This window comes from Candidatus Neomarinimicrobiota bacterium, assembly GCA_018651745.1.
Lineage (GTDB): Bacteria > Fidelibacterota > Marinisomatia > Marinisomatales > TCS55 > JAAZYX01.
Genome location: JABIDL010000041.1, coordinates 20159 through 41192 on the forward strand (window position 1 = coordinate 20159; position 21034 = coordinate 41192).

Annotated in this window: 19 protein-coding genes; 12 read left to right on the top strand and 7 right to left on the bottom strand. The window is 38.9% G+C overall.

Annotated elements, in window-relative coordinates:
- Positions 1-2: 2 nt before the first annotated feature.
- The 3 genes from HOD97_07975 to HOD97_07985 are packed head-to-tail and all read left to right on the top strand — an operon-like array spanning position 3 to position 3306.
- Complete coding sequence (locus HOD97_07975) at positions 3-794, top strand: flagellar motor protein MotB (GenBank protein ID MBT4281534.1); 792 nt, start codon at positions 3-5, stop codon at positions 792-794.
- A 30-nt stretch (positions 795-824) separates the two neighbouring features.
- Entirely contained in the window at positions 825-2363 is a 1539-nt protein-coding gene (locus HOD97_07980) for a hypothetical protein (GenBank protein ID MBT4281535.1), read from the top strand.
- 10 nt (positions 2364-2373) lie between these two features.
- The gene (locus HOD97_07985) at positions 2374-3306 is read left to right on the top strand and encodes a hypothetical protein (GenBank protein ID MBT4281536.1); all 933 of its coding nucleotides are present in this window, start codon (positions 2374-2376) and stop codon (positions 3304-3306) included.
- Between the two features lie 75 nt (positions 3307-3381).
- On the opposite strand, the gene HOD97_07990 is transcribed toward HOD97_07985, so the two are convergent.
- A complete protein-coding gene (locus HOD97_07990) occupies positions 3382-6081 on the bottom strand; it encodes a pyruvate, phosphate dikinase (protein ID MBT4281537.1) in 2700 nt (899 codons plus the stop codon).
- Positions 6082-6189: 108 nt separating this feature from the next.
- Here HOD97_07990 and HOD97_07995 point away from each other — a divergent pair, with 108 nt between their 5' ends.
- The 5 genes from HOD97_07995 to HOD97_08015 all read left to right on the top strand — a co-directional run bounded on the left by HOD97_07995 (position 6190) and on the right by HOD97_08015 (position 11712).
- The gene (locus tag HOD97_07995; protein MBT4281538.1) at positions 6190-7743 is read left to right on the top strand and encodes a hypothetical protein; all 1554 of its coding nucleotides are present in this window, start codon (positions 6190-6192) and stop codon (positions 7741-7743) included.
- Between the two features lie 5 nt (positions 7744-7748).
- Positions 7749-8687, top strand: coding sequence for an ABC transporter permease (locus HOD97_08000; protein ID MBT4281539.1), 939 nt, complete (start codon positions 7749-7751; stop codon positions 8685-8687).
- Positions 8688-8766: 79 nt separating this feature from the next.
- The gene (locus HOD97_08005) at positions 8767-9684 is read left to right on the top strand and encodes an ABC transporter permease (GenBank protein MBT4281540.1); all 918 of its coding nucleotides are present in this window, start codon (positions 8767-8769) and stop codon (positions 9682-9684) included.
- 5 nt (positions 9685-9689) lie between these two features.
- Positions 9690-10991, top strand: coding sequence for a hypothetical protein (locus HOD97_08010; protein MBT4281541.1), 1302 nt, complete (start codon positions 9690-9692; stop codon positions 10989-10991).
- Positions 10984-11712: a gamma-glutamyl-gamma-aminobutyrate hydrolase family protein gene (locus HOD97_08015; protein ID MBT4281542.1), complete on the top strand. Its 729-nt coding sequence runs from the start codon at positions 10984-10986 to the stop codon at positions 11710-11712. Before HOD97_08010 ends, HOD97_08015 begins: the two co-directional genes overlap by 8 nt.
- On the opposite strand, the gene HOD97_08020 is transcribed toward HOD97_08015, so the two are convergent.
- Positions 11709-13214, bottom strand: coding sequence for a gamma-glutamyltransferase (locus tag HOD97_08020; protein MBT4281543.1), 1506 nt, complete (start codon positions 13212-13214; stop codon positions 11709-11711). The genes HOD97_08015 and HOD97_08020 overlap by 4 nt on opposite strands.
- Before the next feature lie 161 nt (positions 13215-13375).
- Here HOD97_08020 and HOD97_08025 point away from each other — a divergent pair, with 161 nt between their 5' ends.
- From HOD97_08025 to HOD97_08040, 4 genes are all read left to right on the top strand, one after another.
- Positions 13376-13783, top strand: coding sequence for a DUF2231 domain-containing protein (locus HOD97_08025; protein MBT4281544.1), 408 nt, complete (start codon positions 13376-13378; stop codon positions 13781-13783).
- A gap of 80 nt (positions 13784-13863) precedes the next feature.
- Positions 13864-14535 carry a succinate dehydrogenase cytochrome b subunit gene (locus HOD97_08030; GenBank protein ID MBT4281545.1) on the top strand — a complete coding sequence of 224 codons (672 nt, stop codon included), beginning with the start codon at positions 13864-13866 and terminating at the stop codon, positions 14533-14535.
- On the top strand, positions 14532-16448 hold the full coding sequence (locus tag HOD97_08035; protein MBT4281546.1) for a fumarate reductase/succinate dehydrogenase flavoprotein subunit: 1917 nt from the start codon (positions 14532-14534) through the stop codon (positions 16446-16448). The genes HOD97_08030 and HOD97_08035 overlap by 4 nt, the downstream gene beginning before the upstream one ends.
- Positions 16445-17197, top strand: a complete 753-nt coding sequence (locus tag HOD97_08040; protein ID MBT4281547.1) for a succinate dehydrogenase/fumarate reductase iron-sulfur subunit — start codon at positions 16445-16447, stop codon at positions 17195-17197. Before HOD97_08035 ends, HOD97_08040 begins: the two co-directional genes overlap by 4 nt.
- Positions 17198-17247: 50 nt before the next feature.
- On the opposite strand, the gene HOD97_08045 is transcribed toward HOD97_08040, so the two are convergent.
- The 5 genes from HOD97_08045 to HOD97_08065 form a co-directional block, all read right to left on the bottom strand.
- Positions 17248-17880, bottom strand: coding sequence for an energy transducer TonB (locus HOD97_08045; protein ID MBT4281548.1), 633 nt, complete (start codon positions 17878-17880; stop codon positions 17248-17250).
- Positions 17880-18290 carry a biopolymer transporter ExbD gene (locus tag HOD97_08050; protein ID MBT4281549.1) on the bottom strand — a complete coding sequence of 137 codons (411 nt, stop codon included), beginning with the start codon at positions 18288-18290 and terminating at the stop codon, positions 17880-17882. The genes HOD97_08045 and HOD97_08050 overlap by 1 nt, the downstream gene beginning before the upstream one ends.
- On the bottom strand, positions 18290-18688 hold the full coding sequence (locus tag HOD97_08055; GenBank protein MBT4281550.1) for a biopolymer transporter ExbD: 399 nt from the start codon (positions 18686-18688) through the stop codon (positions 18290-18292). The genes HOD97_08050 and HOD97_08055 overlap by 1 nt, the downstream gene beginning before the upstream one ends.
- On the bottom strand, positions 18689-19306 hold the full coding sequence (locus tag HOD97_08060; GenBank protein MBT4281551.1) for a MotA/TolQ/ExbB proton channel family protein: 618 nt from the start codon (positions 19304-19306) through the stop codon (positions 18689-18691).
- 82 nt (positions 19307-19388) lie between these two features.
- On the bottom strand, positions 19389-20948 hold the full coding sequence (locus tag HOD97_08065; protein ID MBT4281552.1) for a S41 family peptidase: 1560 nt from the start codon (positions 20946-20948) through the stop codon (positions 19389-19391).
- Between the last annotated feature and the right edge of the window lie 86 nt (positions 20949-21034).

Below are 21034 nucleotides of genomic sequence, written 5' to 3' on the forward strand. Positions count from 1 at the left end.
AAATGGCAAAAACGTCAAAAGAAAAAAAAGAGTACAAAAAAGGAATTCAAAAGGGAAAAACTTTAGTCGACGAAGGATTGCCGGGATGGTTTGGAACCTTTGCAGATATGATGACTTTGTTGTTTGCTTTCTTTGTTTTGTTGGCAGCGATTTCAACAATTGATCCTGTGAAGCTTATGGAAATGGCCAATTCAACGGGGAAATCACTTGGAACTAAAATTAAAAAAGACAATGCAGCATCAAATTTGGCGGACGTAAAAGATAATTTAGAAGAAATGATTGAAGAATTGGAAAAAGAATCAGAAGGAAGCCCACCTGTGGAAATTACAACAGGGCCAAAGGGTGTCACTTTAGAAATCAGCGGTGATTTTAGTTTTGGGTCTGGTAGCGCAGATTTAAAAGATGATTTACAAAATCTTTTAAGAGACCATGTGGTTCCGCAGATTAAAAACTCTATTTTTCAAATAGAGGTATCTGGGCATACTGACAGCGATATTCTTCCTAAAAAATTTCACGATAGATTCCCAAGTAATTGGGAGCTTGCATCGTCTCGCGCATCTGCTGTTGTTCGAGAATCCATAGCTCTTGGTGTAGATCCAACGCGCCTAATTGCAACTGGCTATGCACATTGGGCACCACGAGACAAAGACCCCATGATGGAATTAAACTCGGAAACAGTAAAAACATTTAATGCTAGTCCAGAGAAAAAAGCAAGAAACAGACGAGTAGAAATCACATTTTTAAAGCCAGCTCACCACTCAACAAAATTTGTTGAACAAGCGGGACCTGGTTAATATTTACAGGAAATTAATAAGGAGATTATTATGATGAAGAGGCTTAAGAATCATCCAATTTTATGGATGGCTGTCCTCTGTTTGGGAATTCTCGGAGCCCAAGAGGGATCTGGCTATTTAGCACAAAAACTAATGGTTGAAAACGATCTGCGGGCAAGAATCACCGATGCTTTGACTAAAGTTATTGATGAAAAAAAATATGTTGTTGATGTAAGCGTAGAGCTAGAATTAACGAGGTCGGTTGAAGAGCAGTTTACGATAATTACAGGAGAAGAAAATTCTTCTCCAGCACCAAACAGGCTTGGTGCGATTGCTGAAGATATCGAAGCAGAATCTAATACATCTTCCCAATCTATATCAGGAGTTGGTCTTCCGATACCGGGGTTTGATTTTGAGGTGGACCCAGAACCATCTGCACCCATTGCAGATAATGTTGAAGAAGAATATGAGGTGATAGAACAAAAACCTGCGGATAAACAGCACCAATCCAGAACGCATATTGAGACTCGCCCATCAGTTGCCAGCGTTAAAGAAATGGATATTTCTATCATTCTCCAGGAAGGCGCATCTCCGGAGTTAATTGAAAATATCCGGCAAGTTGTAATGATTGCCGCACGATTTAATCGTGCGCGCGGTGATGTGCTCAGTATTATGACCGCATCTTTTAAAGAACGCAGGGATGAAAAAACAGCAGAGCATATATTATTAAAAAATATCGCAGAAAAATTGGAATCGCTTGAAGAACAAAATGCTTCAGATTCAGAGAATGAAGAAACATGGCAATCCGAATTAGATCGTTATAAAGAAAACGAAGCGCAACGCAGAGAAGAAGATAGGCTTTATTTTCAATCCAAGTTAGCAGAGCTCGAAATGGCTGCACGTTCTCGAGCTTATGAAAACGAAAAAACAGATATTTTACAAGACGATTCTATCAAAATTCAATCTTTAAATGATGAAATACAAGAGCTTCGTAAGATTGTTTCTGCAACACCCGATTCAGGACTTCAAGCACAAATGAGCCTCAAAGAGGGTGAAAAAGAAAAACTAGATAATCAAATTGCGGAAAAAATGAATATGTTGGAGTCTATCCAATCTGACCTCGACAGAAAATCTGGAGGTGGTTCAACCATGATGGTAGTATTTATGTCCATCCTTGGTGCGCTTGTTATCGTACTTGTAGTTGTTTTGGTTATGGTGCTTATGGGAAATAAGAATAAACAACAGGCATTTCCTCCGCCACCGCCATGGATGTATCCACCCCGATCCCGTAAAAAAAAAGATGACACAGTAAATGGTGAATCAAACAAAACTGTTATCCCTACAACAGAATCTCAACCGAAAGCAGTACAAGCTGTTGAAGATCCAAGTGTTATTCAGAGTGAAATTAATGATATGAAGCAAGCGGTAGTTTCTATGAGCGTTGGCCAACCATCCACAGCGACTAAAATTGTTCAGGACTGGATCGTAACCGAAGCTCCCGCACCACTAGAACCTGAAGTTGTTCAGCCCGAAGAGTCTTCTGAAGAAGAGGATGGTGGCAAGAAAAAGAAGAAAAAAAAGAAAAAGTAGAGGATAGGAAATGATTACCGACTATAACCAGTTATCCGGCCTTCAAAAAGTTGCCATCCTGTTTTCGACTTTAGGCGAAAGCTTGGCGCTTACATTGGTAAAGGATTTAAGTAAGACAGAAATTCGAAAGATTAGGGCAACAATTAGAGAAATGGACGATGTTATTTTCTCTGTTAAAAAACGAGTTATGGAGGATTTTTACTTCAATTTTGTCAGCGAAAAATTTGAAGAAGATGAAAGTGATGACCCTAAAAAACCATTTGAATTTTTAACAGAAATAACAGATGAACAGCTCGTTGCCTTACTAAGTACTGAACCACCACGCGTAATTGCTATTATATTAGCACAAGTTCCAAATGAACGGAAAACTGCGGTAATGAGTAGACTTAATGCAGATGTTAGAAACTCTGTGCTTAGAAATATGGGCAATTTAAAAGATGTTCCACTTCAGGCGATTGTAAATATTGCCACCCGACTTAGGAAAAATTCCCAAACATTACCCAAAACTGTTGAATTCTCCAGAGGTGGTGGAAAAGAAGTAGCAGATTTGCTGGGCGAAATGAGCCCAGAAGAAGAAAAGCAATTTTTAGAAGCGCTTATCATTGACGATCCAGAACTCGCAGAGGAAGTAAAAAAATATCACATAACCTTTGAGGCAATTTTTGAACTTTTTCCAGATAATATTATAAGAGATTTAATGAATTCTGTTGAACTGGATGTGGTTGCACTTGCGCTGAAAGGAATGTCTGAAGATATCAGTAATCGTGTAATTGAAAACCTTCCTCAGAAAAAACAGGCAATGTATGAACCGATTGAAGGTGCAGTTTCAAAACGAGAGATTGATGGTGCCCGAAAGACGATTGTACAAGCTGCCAAACAAATGGAGAAAGACGGATCATATAATTTAGAAGACTTCGTAGGTGGATCAGAAATGATTGAGTAAAACTTAAATCAGTTCCTTCTAGAACAGGAAAGCCCCGTTTTTATCACAAGATAATTGAAGATAAAACGGGGCTTTTTAATTCAACTCACTTTGAGCCGCAGCAAGCCTAGCTATTGGTATGCGAAAGGGGGAACAACTAACATAATCTAAACCAATATTTTTACAGAATTGTATGGAATTGGGATCACCACCATGTTCTCCACAAATACCAATTTTTAGATTTGGCTTTACTTCACGCCCTAAATCCACGGCCATGGATACAAGTTTACCAACACCGGAGACATCAAGGCTTTGGAAGGGGTCTCCGGGAAGAATATTTTGATCAAGATAATCAGGTAAAAACGAACCAATATCATCCCGACTAAACCCAAAAGTTGTTTGGGTAAGATCGTTGGTTCCAAAGCTAAAAAATTCAGCCTTTTTCGCGATTTCATCAGCGGTTAAACATGCTCGAGGTAACTCAATCATTGTTCCAACCAAAAAGTTTACCTTACTACCCGTTTGTTCCAATACCTCTTTTGCGACACTTCGAACAATATTTTCCTGATTTACATATTCAGTCACGGCTCCAACCAGTGGAATCATGATTTCAGGATAAACAGAAACACCATCATTTGTAAGTTCTGCTGCAGCTTCTAAAATAGCTCTTGCTTGCATTTCTGTAATTTCGGGGTATGCGATACCGAGCCTACAACCACGATGACCCAACATTGGGTTTAGCTCATGCAACTCCGCAATGCGTTTTTCAACCTGATTTGTTTCCAATCCGACATGTTTTGCCAGCTCATCAATTTGGGAATGTGTTAATGTCATGAATTCATGCAAGGGAGGGTCTAGTAAACGAATGGTAACAGGTTTTCCCTCCATTGCTTTTAAGATGCCTTTAAAGTCGTCCTTTTGAAATGGTAATAGTTCCATAACTGCAGCACGACGTGTTTTTTCATCATTTGATAAAATCATTTTTCGGATTGCTAAAATACGAGCTTCATCAAAAAACATATGTTCAGTTCTGCATAAACCAATTCCCTCCGCACCAAATTGAATTGCCTGATCAGCATCGCCAGGCGTATCGGCATTCGTTCTTATTTTTAATTTTCTAATACTATCTGCCCATTTCATTAGTTCTAGATATTCAGGGTGGGTATTGGGATTTGCCGGTATAAGATCAAGCTTCCCTTCATAAATTGTTCCTCGTGTTCCATTAAGAGTAATCCAATCGCCCTCCTTAAGAACTTTTTCACCAATTTGAACCGTTTTTTTCGAACCGTTTATATGAAGCGCAGAACAACCAACAACACAACATTTTCCCCAACCTCGCGCAACTAGAGCAGCGTGAGAAGTCATTCCACCCTTTGCCGTAAGGATTGCTTCTGCCGCATGCATTCCATGAATATCTTCTGGCGAAGTTTCTTCTCGTAGCAAAATAACTTGCTCGCCATTCTTATTCCATGTTTCCGCATCATCTGCGGTAAAAACGATCTTTCCCGACGCTCCCCCCGGTCCCGCAGGAAGGCCTTTCGCAAGCAATACGGCTTGTTGCTCACTTTGGGCATCTAGCATAGGATGAAGGAGCTCATCTAATTGTTCAGGGTTCACACGCATAAGAGCAATTTCTTTTGTAATCATTCCCTCGTTTGTCATATCTACTGCCATTTTAATAGCCGCCATTCCAGTGCGTTTTCCCACACGAGTTTGCAACATCCACAACTGACCATTTTGAATAGTGAATTCAATATCCTGCATATCGGAATAATGAGTCTCGAGGATAGATCGTATCCCAAGGAGTTCTTCGTAAATATCCGGCATAGATTTTTCAAGAGACTTCATCAACTGTGTGTCATCTGTTTTTGTAGATTCGTTTAGCGGATTTGGAGTACGTGTTCCGGCGACAACGTCTTCACCTTGTGCATTTGTCAGCCATTCTCCATAAAATACATTTTCACCGGTGGCTGGGTTCCGAGTGAAAGCAACTCCCGTTGCCGACTCTTCTCCCATATTTCCGAACACCATTGCTTGAACATTGACAGCGGTCCCCCACTCTCCCGGAATATTTTCAATACGACGGTAATTCACAGCACGTTTCCCATTCCAGCTTCTAAAAACCGCTTCGATTCCACCCCATAATTGTTCATAATGATCATCGGGAAAATCCTTCCCCAACGTATTTTTAATTTCTACCTTGAACAACTCTGATATTGTTTTCCAATCTTCTCCCGAAAGATCAGTGTCTGCTGTATAATTTTTATCATTTTTATAGTGGTCTAAAATTTTCTCGAGCTTAAACCTAATGCCCTGTCCATCCTTAGGATCAACTCCGGTAGCTTTTTCCATTACAACATCTGCATACATCATCATCAATCTTCGATAGGCATCATACACAAACCGGGGATTATTTGTTTTTTTAATTAACCCAGGAATGGTTTTAGAAGTAAGACCAACGTTTAATACCGTTTCCATCATTCCAGGCATGGAAATTCGCGCCCCTGAGCGAATTGATACTAAAAGAGGATCGACCATATCCCCAAAGGAACCATCTATTTCGCTTTCCATTTTTTTGATTGATCCTACTGCTTCATTTTTTAAACTCTCTGGGTATGCATTTTCGTTTTCATAATAATGGGTACAAACTTCAGTTGTTATTGTAAACCCTGGGGGAACGGGTATTCCAAGATTGACCATTTCGGCCATATTTGCGCCTTTCCCGCCTAAAAGATTTTTCATATTTGCGGCTCCATCAGCACGCCCTCCGCCAAAAAAATAAACATACTGGTTCATATAAGTATTACCTCATTAAGTTAAATTAGCGTAGAAGTTAACAGGATATCTTTTTGTCTCGCAAGGAAGATTCCTAACTTTATACGAATATTATAAATTAATGATACCATGAAAACAAAATTAATTAATTGCCATGCTTTAACTGTTTTTACCACTTGCTTAATACTCTTTACAAATTGTGGTAAAAACAAACGGGACGCTAATTCATTAAACTTAGCTCTTATTACTGATATTCGAGGTTTTGACCCAGCTTTTGCCACAGACATCAGAACAGGTGGAATGATGGCATTGGTTTATGATAACCTTGTTCAATTTGGGGAATCTACTGAATTAATTCCCGGCATAGCACATTCTTGGGACGTAAATGAAAGTGGTCAGAAATACACTTTTTTTCTGAACACAACTGCTAGATTTCATGATAGCACTTTTGTAACATCATCCGATGTAATAGCATCTTTTATGCGTTTATTATCTCCGGAAATAGGGTCTCCACAATCATGGCTTTTTAATAAGGTAAAAGGTGCAAATAAATATACGAATGGGAACGCACCTTTTGTATCTGGTCTAAAGAATATAAACGATTCTACATTGGTCATTGAGCTTATGGAACCCTTTGCGCCCTTTATTCAATATCTGGCAATGCCATCAGCGTCAATAATTAATATTAAACACGAAGCAACTATTAAAGAAATCCCATCAGGCAGCGGGCCATGGATAATGAAAAATTGGGAGCGCGACGGATTTATCTCTTACGAACGAAATGAGCATTATTGGGGGGTCCTTCCCAAATCTAAAAAATTGTCATTTCGAATTTTATCCGAATCAATGGCTCGAATGGCCGAATTTGAAGCTGGGAATTTAGATATTGTTAAAATTCCAGATATAGAACTAACACGATGGAAGAAAAAGGCAAACTGGACAGGGCAAGTTGTTGGAAAAGACGAGTTGAGCATTTGGTATATAGGGATGAATTACATCCGACCTCCATTTAATGATCGACGAGTAAGGTTGGCAATGAATCTAGCTTTGGATAGACAAAAAATAATATCACTACTCTTATCTGGATCCGGGACGCTAGCCGAAGGCCCTGTCCCCCCACAGCTTATGAGCGCTATACAAAATAATCCGTTTCCTTTTAATCCTGAAAAAGCAATCCGGCTATTAGAATCTGCGGGATATAAGAATGGATTGAAAACGAAGTTATGGGTTGCGGGCGGCTCAGAAATGTTTCATGTATTGGAAGCATTTCAATCGTATTGGGAAGCCGTTGGAATTACGGTTGAAATTGTAAATAGCGATTGGAATGTATTTAAAACAGCAGTTCGTCAAGGCACAGTTGATTTATATTATCTTGATTGGTATGCAGATTATCCAGATGCAGAGAATTTTTTATATCCTCTTTTTCACAGTCGAGAATCTATGACAAAAAGAAGTCGATACAGCAACCCGGAAGTCGATAAAAATATTGAAATGATTCAGCGATTAACTCCCGGTGAAAAACGAAGCATCCTAATTGAAGAAACTCATATGATGATTAAAAATGATGCGCCGTGGGTGTTTTTATGGCACGGGAAAACCCATACTGCAGTTCAGCCTTGGATTAAAGGCTATGCACCTAAACTTATTTTTAATGCCGAAAGATATTTAACGATTCATCAATAAAAATTATGGTTCGGTACATCATCAAGCGAGTTTGGCAATCGATTCCGGTTATCTTGGGCGTCATTATAATCACATTTATATTAATGTATATCATTCCAGGCGATCCCGTTATTTCGATGGTAGGAGAGCGGTTTGACGAAGCGCGCATACAAGAATTAAGAGAAGATTTACATTTAAACGATCCACTGTGGAAGCAGTTTACAATGTATTTGAGCAATGTTGTCCGAGGGGATTTAGGAACATCCTTTATTACAGGAAGGTCAGTGACTTCTGACTTGCTGCAAAAATTTCCAAATACCGCATTGCTTGCTGCCTCGGCGATGTTTATTGCTGTTCTAATGGGAGTTAGTTTGGGAGTGATATCGTCATTGCGCCCCAATTCCTTATTAGACAGAGGCCTTATGGTTTTTGCTTTAGCCGGCATATCCACTCCGGTATTCTGGCTAGGATTAATGCTGGCAATGTTTGTGGGAGTATATTTGCAATGGCTTCCACCTACTGGGTTTGGTGGCATTGAGTATTTAATTCTTCCCGCCATTACCCTTGGTGTTCGATCCGCAGCATATTTGGCGCGAATCACGAGGGCATCAATGCTGGATGTATTGAATAAAGATTATATTCGAACGGCTCGTTCAAAACGAGTACCTGAATGGCTTGTTGTAATGAAACACGCTTTCCCAAATGTTTTGATTCCCGTAATAACGGTGATAGGAACAGACTTTGGCAGTTATCTTTCCGGCGCTGTTTTGACGGAATCAATTTTTGGTTGGCCCGGTATTGGAAGATTTGCTCTTGAAGCAATTTTAAAACGGGATTTCCCCGTAATTCAGGGAACCGTTCTCTTTATGGCATTGATGTTTATTACAGCAAATATGCTAGTAGATATTTTATACGGCGTTATAGACCCTCGAATCAGGATGGAAAGTAATGGTTCCGAAAACTAAAGGCATGTGGTTATCCGTTTGGCTACGATTGAAATCCAACTCTGCAGCAGTAGTCGGTTTGGCCCTTGTTGCTTTTATAATGCTTATGGGATTATTTGCACCCATTGTTGCACCTATGAGCCCAACTACACAGATATTAGAATATAGAAATGTTCCGCCGGGGTTTAGCGGCCACATAATTCGTTTTCGATATGCACCTTCTTTGCCGGAACAAGTAGAAGCCGTTTCCTCCCTAAAAAGATCGGGGAATAAAATTGAATACACAGATCTCGCTGGGCGGAAAAAGACAATCCTTAATTCGCAAATTACATTTGAGGACGATGTTTTTTTCCTGTTGGGTGCGGATCATTTTGGAAGAGATATTTTTTCTCGACTTGTGTATGGTGCCAGGATATCATTAATTGTAGGATTTAGTGCCAGTTCAATTTCCATGTTGATTGGTGTTTTTTTAGGAGCATGGGCAGGGTACCGCGAAGGATTTATTTCTAAAATCATTATGAGGTTTACAGACATAATGTTTGGTTTTCCTACTTTGTTATTTTTAATTGGAATAACCGCTGCATTTGACCCCAGTCTTACTGTAGTATTTATTGCAATTGGTTTGGTTTCTTGGCCCGGTATGTGCAGGTTGATGAGGGGACAAGTTCTCAAAATAAAAGAAGAACAATTTGTTTATGCAGCGCAAACGCTTGGCTATTCCACCCAAAGAATTTTATGGAAACATATTTTACCAAATTGTATTGCACCGATTTTGGTGACATATACTTTAGGAATTGCAGGCGCAATAATGGCTGAAGCAAGTTTGTCTTTTCTTGGTTTAGGCGCTCAGCCACCTACACCCAGCTGGGGGTCAATGATAAACAATGGAAAAGATTTTATGCGAATAGCACCGTGGATTTCATTGAGTCCTGGAATTGCCATTGCTATGACGGTTATGGGCTTTAATTTTCTTGGCGATGGATTGCGCGATGCGCTCGATCCAACAATGAAAGAATAAATGTTGTGACTATAAATAATCATATAAAAAAATACATTCTTTCCAATCTTGTTGAAGAGAAATCAAGAAAAATTGGTATTGAGTTGGAATGCATTTTTTATGATGGAAATTTGAATAGAATTCCGGTAAACCCATGTAATCAGTTTTCAGCAACAGATTTGTTGAACGCAATACAACACACTGAAATTATTAATAGAAAAGGTGTTACAACATCACTTGAGCCTGGCGGACAAATTGAATGGGGCTCTACGCCGTTTATCAACCTCCACGATATTCATGATCAACTAGAAATGTTTATGGAAACCCTTTTGAAAGTAGCCTCGCATCATGGACTTTTTCTCGCCGATTATGCGATGGACCCTCTTTACAATCCAACCGAAGTTGAATTAATTGACTTTAAAAAATATCATCTAATGCATGATCGGTTTATGTTAATCGGTCAACATGGCCAATGGATGATGCGGTGTTCAAACAGTGTCCAAGTTAACATCGATTTGACATCAGAAACTGATGCTGAAGAAATGGCATTTATAGTAGATTGTATTACTCCAATTATATCACTTTTATTTTCAAACAGCCCGTTTGCAGCAGGGGAAATATCGGGGGATAAAAACCTAAGATATTGCATTTGGAATGAAACCGATCCTGTAAGGACAGGGTTTTTATTAGACCACGGAATAGCTGAACCCAAAAATCTACTCAATGATTTATGCGAATATATAACAACGGTTCCTTCTATCTTTTCCTTAGATAAAGAAAATCATTATGAAGCATTTGATGGAACATTGGGCGATCGGTTAGAAGGGCTTGAAGCGTCTGGAGAATTAAAACAGAGTGATATTCTTACAGCTTTACACCAGATATTTACCCACGTTCGTTTCAAAAATGTAATTGAAGTTAGAGGAATGGATAGACCTCCAAGAGGATATGAAATGGCCCCGGTAGCATTGTGGACGGGAATACTTATGGTGAGTGAAACCAGAAAAGAAATTATGGAAATATTAGAAAAGTGGTCGGTTAACGACAGAAAAACTTTGAGGAAAACAGTAGAAAAAATAGACATAACTCAATTAGGGCCAAATGGCAAAACTTTAGAAGACTGGATTCGCACTTTTTGTAAACTCGCTATTACCGGTTTAAAAATTCGATCAGAACAATTTAAATGGGACAATGAAGATAAGTACTTGAAACCCTATTTAAATCTCATTGATTCGAATGGAATTTTATCGCAATCAATTCAGGAAGAATTTCGAAAGACCGATGCTTCATTGCGCACATTTATTATAAACAGGATAACAAATGAATAAACCGTTGGTTGGAATAAATCCATATTATTATGAATGGGATGATGCACTTTGGAACGGTACAAAAGATCGGTATTATAATGCGGTCTGGCATGGCGAGGGAATACCCTTTACAGTTCATTATCCTGATGACAATGAAGGTGTCAATAATATTGCGGATACAATTGACGGGCTTATAATGGTTGGCGGTCCGGATATCCCAAATGATTTATATAACGGCAAGCATCCGGAACTTTTGGATAAAGATATTCTTCATCCTACGCGAGAAGCATTTGATAGAGCACTTTGTTGCGCGATGAGAAAACGAAAAAAACCAATTTTAGCTATTTGCTTAGGCATGCAACAGATAAATGTTATTTCTGGTGGGACATTATATGAGGATTTAAATGTGCAATTTAAAAATCCAGCATCTCATGGAGAATTTAAAGGAAATGTCGCCTATCACTCAGTTACTATTAATGAGAGTAGTTTACTTTATCAGATTATTGGGAATAAAACTATTGAAGTTGCATCCACGCACCACCAGGGGATTAGGACACTCGGCAAAGGATTAAAAAGTGTTGCAACGGCACCTGACGGACTTATTGAGGCGATTGAGGACAAAGAACGACCCGAGGCGTTTATTGCAGTCCAATGGCATCCTGAGCTAATGCCGGGGAATCCCGATCAATTAAAATTGTTTAAATGGCTTTCAGAGGAAGCTAGCAACAGAAAAGAATCCTAACAGACTATTCCCACACCGCCCCTGCGCTGATCGCCAACCGCCGCATCATTTGTTACAGCATTTACCCCTCCAAAAAACATATTTTGATTGTTCCATTTTATAATGTCCACTTCTTCTGGAATTTTGTTTTGAAAATCTAGTTTTATTCCTGGCTCACAATGGAGGCTAGACCCCTCCAAATGAATTCGAGGATGAGCTATAGAAGTTTCAATATCTTTATTATTTTGAAAATAATTAATGATGACTTGCGATATTGCAGAACGAATTCTATTACTGCCTCCACTTCCAAGAATAAGTTCAGGACCCGCATCACTAGCAACAATTGTAGGAGCAATCATACTTGGGATTCTGACTTGCTTTTCCCAAAGATGAAATCCATCGGGGTTTAAGTCTTCTTCTCCCAACATATTATTTAACACGACTCCCATCCCAGGGATACTATATCCACTGCCTTCACCATTTGTGGTGGTGATGCTAACGGCATTTCCCTCTTTGTCCAAAATACTTACTTGGGTAGTATCACCCCTACCGCTTGGATTGGTTTTCTTAAACACCCATTCCTGGTTTTCAATTTTTGATTTAAATGTGTTAATATTATTTTTTGAAAGAATATTATAAGATTCTTTTTTATAATGATGCCGAGCTTGATGGGTGATGTTCATTGCTAGGGCAATATTCTCAGGCGAAGGGGATAGTTTGCTCTCATTAAGAATAGCCAAAAAGAATCCAATAAGTGTTCCCCCCGTTGATGGTGCAGGATTTGAATAAATTGTTTTTCCATGATATTGGGATTTTACAGGATGCCTTCGATATACTTGATATTGTTGCAACGCTCGCTCATCTAAAAAACCGCCCGATTTAGATTGCGAGAGAATAAGGTTAGATCCTATTCCGCTGTAAAAGTAATCGGGCCCTTCTTTTATCAAGATTTCTAAAAAATCACCAAAATCAGGATTTTTAAGAATATCCCCTTCGCCGATTAACGTTCCATCTGATTTAGTTAATATTTGTTCATCTAATTGATTATAGGTAAGAATTGGCTCAAGTAATTTTATTACATATGCTTGACATTTGTTTAAACGAATTCCGAATCGTGCGGCCCGAATAGCAGGTTCCATTACTTGTTCAATCGGCAAAATGCCCAATTCTTTATGAATCTGGAATAATCCCTTTATACATCCGGGCACAGCAATAGACCCCTTCCCAATATGAAACAGCTGCTTAGTTGTACCAAAATTAACCACGGTTTCAAAAAATTCGATATTCCTGTTTTTGTCCGTTTTTGGTGCATCTACAAAAAAATCGTATACGATGGGTTTTTTATTTTTTGGCCAAGCCAAACAGGCTCCACCGCCCCCTGCACTTGTGAGTGCATATTCAGATGTCATAGATGTTAAAACTGCTGCTACAGCAGCATCGAAGGCATTACCTCCAGACTCTAAAATATGTTGCCCAGCTTCTGCGGTGTGTTTTTCTCCTGCGGCTATCAATCCGTATTTCATAATACTAAATAAACTAAATGTCGTCACAACACAAAACAAGGCTGTATTAATGTAATAGAATGAGTAAGTTTATTTATGGCGACAAGTTTTTTAGCTAATTTTAGTTTAAAACAAACTGGTGTTTTTTCAGACCAATTGTTACATCCGAATATGTGTTATCAATGACAATTAACGATATCCACCCAATGGTGATTCATTTTCCTATTGCTCTCCTAACAATGTCCGTTTTATTTGATGCTGCTGGAACATTGTTTAGAAATTATTCTTTAACAAATGCTGGCGAATGGAATTTAAATATTGGCTTGTTGTTTGCAATTGTCGGAATTATTACCGGGAATATATCAGATGGTGTAATTGGCCACATGAACAACACTTCTGGCACATTGTCAACCCATGGTTCGATACAAATAATTGTATCACTCGGGTTTGCCGGGCTCTGGATTTGGCGAAAAAAAATGGGTTCAAATTTTCTCAAATTGGGTAAACCCTATTTAATAATTGGGTTTTTGTTTGTGAGCTTATTATTCTATGGATCCCACCTTGGCATATTGCTTTCAGGAAAAATATAATAATGAGCAAATCCATTTAATAAATTAGTGAAAACTACCTAATTTCAAGCACCGCGATTTGGCTAAATTTGACCTCAACAATGAAATCCGCTCAAACATATATCAATTCATCCATAGGGAAAAAGTTGGTTATGGCAATTACAGGATCTCTACTTTGCCTCTATCTTTTAATACATTTTGGTAACAACCTTACTTTACTTGCAGGTCCCGGAACTTTTAACCATCTTGTTGGCAATCTTGAAAGTATAAAACCTTTTGTTAGAGTCATCGAAGTTATTTTATTGAGCATTTTTTTAATGCACATTTTCAGAGGATCTCAACTATCTTTGGATTCTCGCAGAGCGAAACCTATCAGATATCAGATAGACGCTTCCGGAGAAAATAGTTCGATATTTTCTCGTACGATGGGTATTTCGGGGAGCATCATTTTTATTTTTCTTGTAACCCATTTATCTACTTTCTGGTACAGATTTCAAATTGCTAAAGATCATGAAGCCTACTACGATATTGTTGTTAATGGTCCTGTTGGCTTTTCGAATATTTTTATTACCATTTTATACTTATTAGCTATGGTTTTATTAGGATTCCATTTAAGGCACGGATTTCAATCTGCAATTCAAACGTTCGGAATGAAGCAGACTAGAATTGGGAAATTTATTGAGCGCGTTGGTTTCCTTTTTTGGTTTGTGATTCCTTTAGGCTTTTTTGGGATTGCTTTTTGGTTTGGCATCTTGGGTGGAGGTCAAGTATGATTTTTGATGCAAAAATACCACCAGGAGATTTAAAAGATAAATGGACAAATTATCGATCTAGTCTTTCATTGGTGAGTCCGGCAAATAAACGAAAACTTGATATCATTATTATTGGAACAGGGTTAGCAGGAGCATCCGCCGCTTCGTCTCTTGCGGAAATGGGATACAATGTAAAAGCATTTTGTTTTCAGGACAGTTCGCGCCGTGCCCATTCTATTGCTGCACAAGGTGGAATCAATGCTGCAAAAAATTATCAAAATGATGGAGACAGCATTTATCGTTTATTTTACGATACAATTAAAGGAGGGGATTATCGTTCCCGGGAAGCAAATGTTTACCGATTGTCGGAAGTAAGTGGAAATATTATTGACCAATGTGTAGCGCAGGGCGTTCCGTTTGCTCGGGATTATGGTGGAACGCTAGATAATCGTTCTTTTGGTGGTGTTCAGGTCTCTCGCACGTTTTATGCACGCGGGCAAACCGGCCAACAATTATTACTTGGAGCGTACAGTGCGCTTAACCGTCAGATTTCTATGGGCCGAGTTGAAATGTTTAGTAAACATGAAATACTTGATGTTGTTATGATTGATGGAAAAGCCCGTGGTGTAATTGCTAGAAATCTCATCACCGGCGAATTAGAGCGGCATTTCGGGCATGCAGTGGTACTTGCAACCGGCGGCTATGGGAATGTGTTTTATTTGTCAACCAATGCAATGGGAAGCAATGTAACCGCAATATGGAAGGCTTTTAAAAAAGGTGCCATGTTTGGGAATCCCTGTTTTACTCAAATTCATCCAACGTGCATCCCGGTTTCTGGGGATTATCAATCAAAATTAACTCTGATGTCCGAATCACTCAGAAATGATGGCCGTATCTGGGTGCCGAAAAAACAGGGTGACACAAGACAGCCGAATGATATTCCCGAAGATGAGAGGGATTATTATCTTGAACGGAGATATCCGGCTTTTGGGAATCTTGTTCCAAGAGACATTGCTTCGCGTGCGGCAAAAGAACGGTGTGATAGCGGATATGGCGTTGGACCAACGGGGCAAGCTGTTTACTTAGATTTTAAAGATGCAATCGACCAGATGGGCAAAGAAGTAGTGAGTTCAAAATATGGAAATTTATTTGAAATGTATATGAAGATTACCAATGATGATCCATATGAACAGCCAATGAGGATTTATCCGGCAGTTCATTATACAATGGGTGGTCTTTGGGTGGATTACAATCTAATGACAACGGTGCCCGGGTTATTTGCTATTGGTGAGTGTAATTATTCTGATCATGGAGCAAATCGTCTAGGCGCATCTGCTCTTATGCAAGGATTGGCAGACGGTTATTTTATTCTTCCTTATACTATTGGTACATATTTGGTAAACGAAATCAACTCAACGGGGGTTGATATAAATCATGAAGCATTTTCTCAAGCCGAACAAGAAACAAAAGATCGAATTGATAAATTAATTAATAACAACGGAAACAAAACGGTTGAAAGCCTTCACAGAGATTTGGGGGTTATAATGTGGGATTATTGTGGAATGGCTCGCAATGCAGAAGGACTGAAAAAAGCATTGGATAAAATCCAGGAATTAAAATCTGATTTTTGGAAAAATGTAAAGGTTCCCGGGGAAAATGATGAACTTAATCTTGAGTTAGAAAAAGCAGAACGTGTCGCTGATTTTATTGAATTAGGCGAGGTAATGATACGAGACGCACTTGATAGAGAAGAATCGTGTGGTGGGCATTTTCGTGAAGAGTATCAAACAGAAGAAGGTGAAGCTCTTCGTAATGATGACAGTAATTTACACGTATCTGCCTGGGAGTATAAAGGATCAAAAAATCCGGCAATTTGTCATAAGGAACCCCTTGTGTTTGAAACCGTTACTCCAACCCAGCGGAGTTATAAATGAGCGATCTAAATTTAACGCTTAAAATTTGGAGGCAGCCTTCTTCAACTAAACCCGGGAAATTTGAAAGATATTCTGTTGATGGAATAAACTCACACATGTCCTTTCTTGAAATGTTGGATGTGTTAAATGAAACATTAATTGAAACCGGGGATACGCCAATTGCATTCGATCATGATTGTAGGGAGGGAATTTGTGGTGCCTGCTCTATGGTTATTAATGGGCGTCCACATGGACCATTAAAATCGACAACGGTCTGCCAGCTTCACATGTTTAATTTTAAAGATGGCGATACGATTACAGTAGAACCTTGGCGCGCCCGGCCTTTTCCAATAATTAAAGATTTGGTTGTGGATAGAAGCTCATTTGATCGAATTATGTATTCGGGTGGATATATTTCGGTGAATACAGGAAGCGCACCCGATGGAAATGCCACATTAATTTCTCAGCCGGTTGTGCAGGAAGCGTTTGATGCTGCTGCCTGTATTGGCTGTGGTGCCTGTGTTGCGGTTTGTAAAAATGCGTCTGCGAGTTTATTTGTTGCAGCAAAAGTTTCGCAACTAGCATTACTTCCACAGGGACAACCTGAAAGAACAGAAAGAGTAATGAATATGGTTTCCAAAATGGATGAGGAAGGGTTCGGTCATTGTACCAATACGGCAGCCTGCGAAGCGGAGTGCCCAAAAGATATATCTATAGGTCATATAGCAAGGATGAACAGGGAATTCAATACTGCCAATCTATCAGACTGACATTGACAGTAACCAGAAATAAAAAAGCCACTTTAAAAGTGGCTTTTTTGTTAATTCTTCAGTCGGAAATTAACCGGGATTGAAATCCAAACGCCAACCGGACGATCCCTTTGTTTGGCTGGTGTAAATCGAGTTTTTCGAATCGCTTCCATTGCAGCTTCATCTAGCCCGGTATTTGGAATGCCTTTTAAAACTTTCATTTCTTGTACTCGACCTTTTTTATCTATGAAGACTTGAATTACTACAGTTCCTTCAATACCAGCTTCTTGAGCAATATCAGGATATTTTGGACTGATTCGTGAAAGGGGTTGTGGCGGATCATCGTATGGAATGAAAACTACATTGGGTCCTTCGGGCGGTGGAGGCGGAGCGCCCCACGGATCAAAGCCTTCCAGATCAAATTCATCTAATGTAACGTCATCAGCGATATCTTCACTTTCTGATTCCACAGGTACAGATGGACGGGCTGGTGGCGGCGGTTGATCAAATTGTTCAGTTTGGGGAATGTCAATTTGTTCGATAATAATCTGAACTTCTTCATCTAGTTCCATTACGGTAGCGCTTCTGGGAAAAATAAGAAACCCAAATGTAATCAGCAATATACCCGTCAGCCCTGCCAAACGTACCGTTATTCGATATTGTTTTTTTAAAGAGAGCAAACCGTTTGGACTTAGGCCCACCATTAATCTACAGCAGTTTTAGTTGAATAGTTTAGCTTCAGGGCATCTGCTTTACGAAGTTCTATATGTAATCCCGATATAAGTTCCATTTTTGCGGATCCATCAGCTTTTAACGAAACGGTTAATTGTGGATCGGAAACACGTTTTTCATACATGACATTCCTAACGCTTTTAACATCATAGAGTTTATCTTCTATGGAAACAAGACCATCTTTAGATACCCATATATGAGATGTATGTCGTTTTGATTTAAGTTTTTCAATTCGCTTTGCACGTGGAAGCTCAATTGGAAGGCCGGAATATTCTCTGAGAACGGTTGTAACCATGAAAAAGATGAGTAACATAAAAATAATGTCCGGCATGGATGCAGTTGGAATCTCGGTATCAAGTTGAGTTTTTCTGGCAAAAGACATTAATCGGAATCCGCTATTGAAATCCTAGTTGCATTTGCCATTTTTAATTGGTCGATGACAGATATGTAAGATTTATAAGGTGTTTTATTATGTGCCTTAACTGAAATAATGAGCTTATTGTTTTCTTTTATTTTTTGTCTAATGACTCGATTGATTTCGCTTACAGGTGTGGGTTCGTCACCAAGAAGAACTTGTCCAGAAGAATTAATAAGACAATTGAGAATATTTTTTTTCTTGATTTCCATCTCTTGCCCCTCAGCGGGCAGAACGATACCAAGCCCCTTATCCATATCAATCGTAGTTGTTACAAGGAAAAATATGAGAAGCAGAAAGGCAATATCTGCCATAGATGAGGTGGGTATTGCACCTCCCTTTATGCGCCGCTTGCCGGCCATTATTTATGCCTTTTTATTTTCTAGTTCGTAGAGCTGATCTACAAGTTGGATAGAATGTTCTTCCATATCTTGAATTAGTTTATCAATTCTTGATACAAAAAAGTTCTGACACACTTGAATAATCATAGCTGTAATAAGTCCAAAAGCAGTAGTTAATAACGCTTGGGATATGCCTCCCGCAACAACGGCGGGTGAAATATCATTTGCCGCTTTGATTGCATCGAAAGCGCTAATCATTCCTACAACAGTTCCGGTAAATCCAATCATAGGTGCGATAGTGATTACAGCATTTAACCAAATCATATTTTTTTCTAAAAAAGCCATTTCAAGCGAACCCGCATTTTGAATTGCTTTTTCGACAGTTTCAATTCCACGATGGATTCTTGAGAGCCCCGCATGGAAAATCTCTGCAACGGGTCCATGTGTATCTTCGCATAATTTTAATGCCGCTTCAGGACCTTTATCGTTTATTAAGTTTGTTACATCATCATAAAACCTTTTTGAGTCGATGGAAGATTTCAATAATGAATATGCACGTTCTCCTACAAACATTAGTCCGAAAACCAATGAGACCAAAATAGGCCACATGAAAGAGCCGCCATCTATGAAATATTGTACCATAGGTTGTACCTCCGTGTAATGATTATGTTAATAAAATTATATAAGTTCATTTTCCTCGGTTCATTAAATACTGACGCGGAATTTACTGCGAAGAATTCAAGAATGCAGTAGCTTCGTCAAAGAAAGTAAATGCAGTCATTATTTGTTCATCAGCGAGAATTCTTATCCCAAAAGCACTATCTTTTCCCCACCGGGCGCTAGCGATTTCAGCTCGCAACATTGCGAATAAATATTTTCTATCTATATTCAAATCAGATGTATCTGGCATTATTTCCTGCTCATTTAAGTAGGTTAAAAAATTACTATAATCATCTTCAGATAAGGTACTGTTTTTAAACTCGGTATAGTCTCGAAGATCTTCCCAATGTTCGTTTGCATAATTGGACCCCCAATTAAAAAGAAGCCGCTTTGGGTTAGCGATTATTTTTTGTGTACCGGATTGGATAGCTGCTTTTTGAGGAATATATTTATCGGGCGTTATTCCACCACCACCATAAACGACTCTTCCAAGTCGGGTATTATACTTTGGTCTTAAATTTTTTAACGAATCTATTTTAGCTTCTCGATTCTCGGCATATAGTTCTTTGTAATAATCATAATCTTTACCCTTTTCAAAAGGTCTCTGAATCAATCTTCCACTGGGAGTGAAATAGCGCGCAATTGTAACTCTAATAGCAGATCCATCTTTCATGGGAATTTGTCTTTGCACCAATCCTTTTCCAAAGCTGGTTTCTCCGACAATTAATCCACGATCCAAATCCTGTACAGCGCCTGCAACAATTTCGCTAGCACTTGCAGACCCTCTATTAATTAGGACTATTAGTGGATAATCTTCTCTTCCTTTTTTGGGGTTGGCAATAAAAGTTTGTTCAAGTTGATTTTGCTTACCTTTGGTGAATACCAGCGTATCTGGCCGCGCGATAAACATATTTGCTGTTTCTGCTGCTTGCTCAAGATAACCTCCGCTATTCATTCTTAAATCAAGAATAAGTTGGGTCATTCCTGAATTTTCAAGTTTTTTAATTGACGCTTTCATTTCCTTAGATGTTGAAGCTGAAAAGCGCGTGAGCCAAATGTATCCTGTTTTTTCATCGAGCATTGTAGCTGCGCGTACGCTGTAAATCGGGATATCATCGCGAATAATGGTAACCGGAAATTCTTCACCACCAATTCTTCTAATTAACAAATCTACACTAGTCCCTTTTGGGCCACGAAGGGTTTGAAAGACTTCTTCTTTTGTGATATTGTATGCATCTTCACCATTAATACTTGTTATTTGATCCCCGGGGAGTAACCCGACACGCTCAGAGGGGCTGTCGGCCACGGGCGAGATAACTGTGATGTACCCATTTAAAATATCAAATTCAATTCCGATTCCTTGAAATTTCCCCCGAAAAAGTTCATCAACAGTTTTTTGTTTTTTTGCAGGAATATAAATTGAATGCGGGTCAAGTTCTTTCATGATGCCGGAAAAAGCGCCATCCATAAGTTGTTCCATATCCACATCTTCAAAATAAAGTTCATTCACATGAATTAATATTTGATTCAGTGTCCTCATCTTGTTTTCAAGAACATTATAGGGATTTTGAGCAGAGAAAAACTGCTGCTGGAAAAATGGGCCTGCAATAAATAGGGTTAACATAATCCCCGAAAACCACAGAAAAATCCGGCTTTTAGTTTTGTTTTGTTTAGGATATTTCATAAAAAGAGGAAACTAGGTTTTAATTG

What these genes read in the sequence shown, in the direction of transcription:
- HOD97_07975 (MBT4281534.1), top strand. Translation starts at nt 3, where the DNA reads ATGGCAAAAACGTCAAAAGAAAAAAAAGAGTACAAAAAAGGAATTCAA.
- HOD97_07980 (MBT4281535.1), top strand. Translation starts at nt 825, where the DNA reads ATGATGAAGAGGCTTAAGAATCATCCAATTTTATGGATGGCTGTCCTC.
- HOD97_07985 (MBT4281536.1), top strand. Translation starts at nt 2,374, where the DNA reads ATGATTACCGACTATAACCAGTTATCCGGCCTTCAAAAAGTTGCCATC.
- HOD97_07990 (MBT4281537.1), bottom strand. Translation starts at nt 6,081, where the DNA reads ATGAACCAGTATGTTTATTTTTTTGGCGGAGGGCGTGCTGATGGAGCC.
- HOD97_07995 (MBT4281538.1), top strand. Translation starts at nt 6,190, where the DNA reads ATGAAAACAAAATTAATTAATTGCCATGCTTTAACTGTTTTTACCACT.
- HOD97_08000 (MBT4281539.1), top strand. Translation starts at nt 7,749, where the DNA reads ATGGTTCGGTACATCATCAAGCGAGTTTGGCAATCGATTCCGGTTATC.
- HOD97_08005 (MBT4281540.1), top strand. Translation starts at nt 8,767, where the DNA reads ATGCTTATGGGATTATTTGCACCCATTGTTGCACCTATGAGCCCAACT.
- HOD97_08015 (MBT4281542.1), top strand. Translation starts at nt 10,984, where the DNA reads ATGAATAAACCGTTGGTTGGAATAAATCCATATTATTATGAATGGGAT.
- HOD97_08020 (MBT4281543.1), bottom strand. Translation starts at nt 13,214, where the DNA reads ATGAAATACGGATTGATAGCCGCAGGAGAAAAACACACCGCAGAAGCT.
- HOD97_08025 (MBT4281544.1), top strand. Translation starts at nt 13,376, where the DNA reads ATGACAATTAACGATATCCACCCAATGGTGATTCATTTTCCTATTGCT.
- HOD97_08030 (MBT4281545.1), top strand. Translation starts at nt 13,864, where the DNA reads ATGAAATCCGCTCAAACATATATCAATTCATCCATAGGGAAAAAGTTG.
- HOD97_08035 (MBT4281546.1), top strand. Translation starts at nt 14,532, where the DNA reads ATGATTTTTGATGCAAAAATACCACCAGGAGATTTAAAAGATAAATGG.
- HOD97_08040 (MBT4281547.1), top strand. Translation starts at nt 16,445, where the DNA reads ATGAGCGATCTAAATTTAACGCTTAAAATTTGGAGGCAGCCTTCTTCA.
- HOD97_08045 (MBT4281548.1), bottom strand. Translation starts at nt 17,880, where the DNA reads ATGGTGGGCCTAAGTCCAAACGGTTTGCTCTCTTTAAAAAAACAATAT.
- HOD97_08050 (MBT4281549.1), bottom strand. Translation starts at nt 18,290, where the DNA reads ATGTCTTTTGCCAGAAAAACTCAACTTGATACCGAGATTCCAACTGCA.
- HOD97_08060 (MBT4281551.1), bottom strand. Translation starts at nt 19,306, where the DNA reads ATGGTACAATATTTCATAGATGGCGGCTCTTTCATGTGGCCTATTTTG.
- HOD97_08065 (MBT4281552.1), bottom strand. Translation starts at nt 20,948, where the DNA reads ATGTTAACCCTATTTATTGCAGGCCCATTTTTCCAGCAGCAGTTTTTC.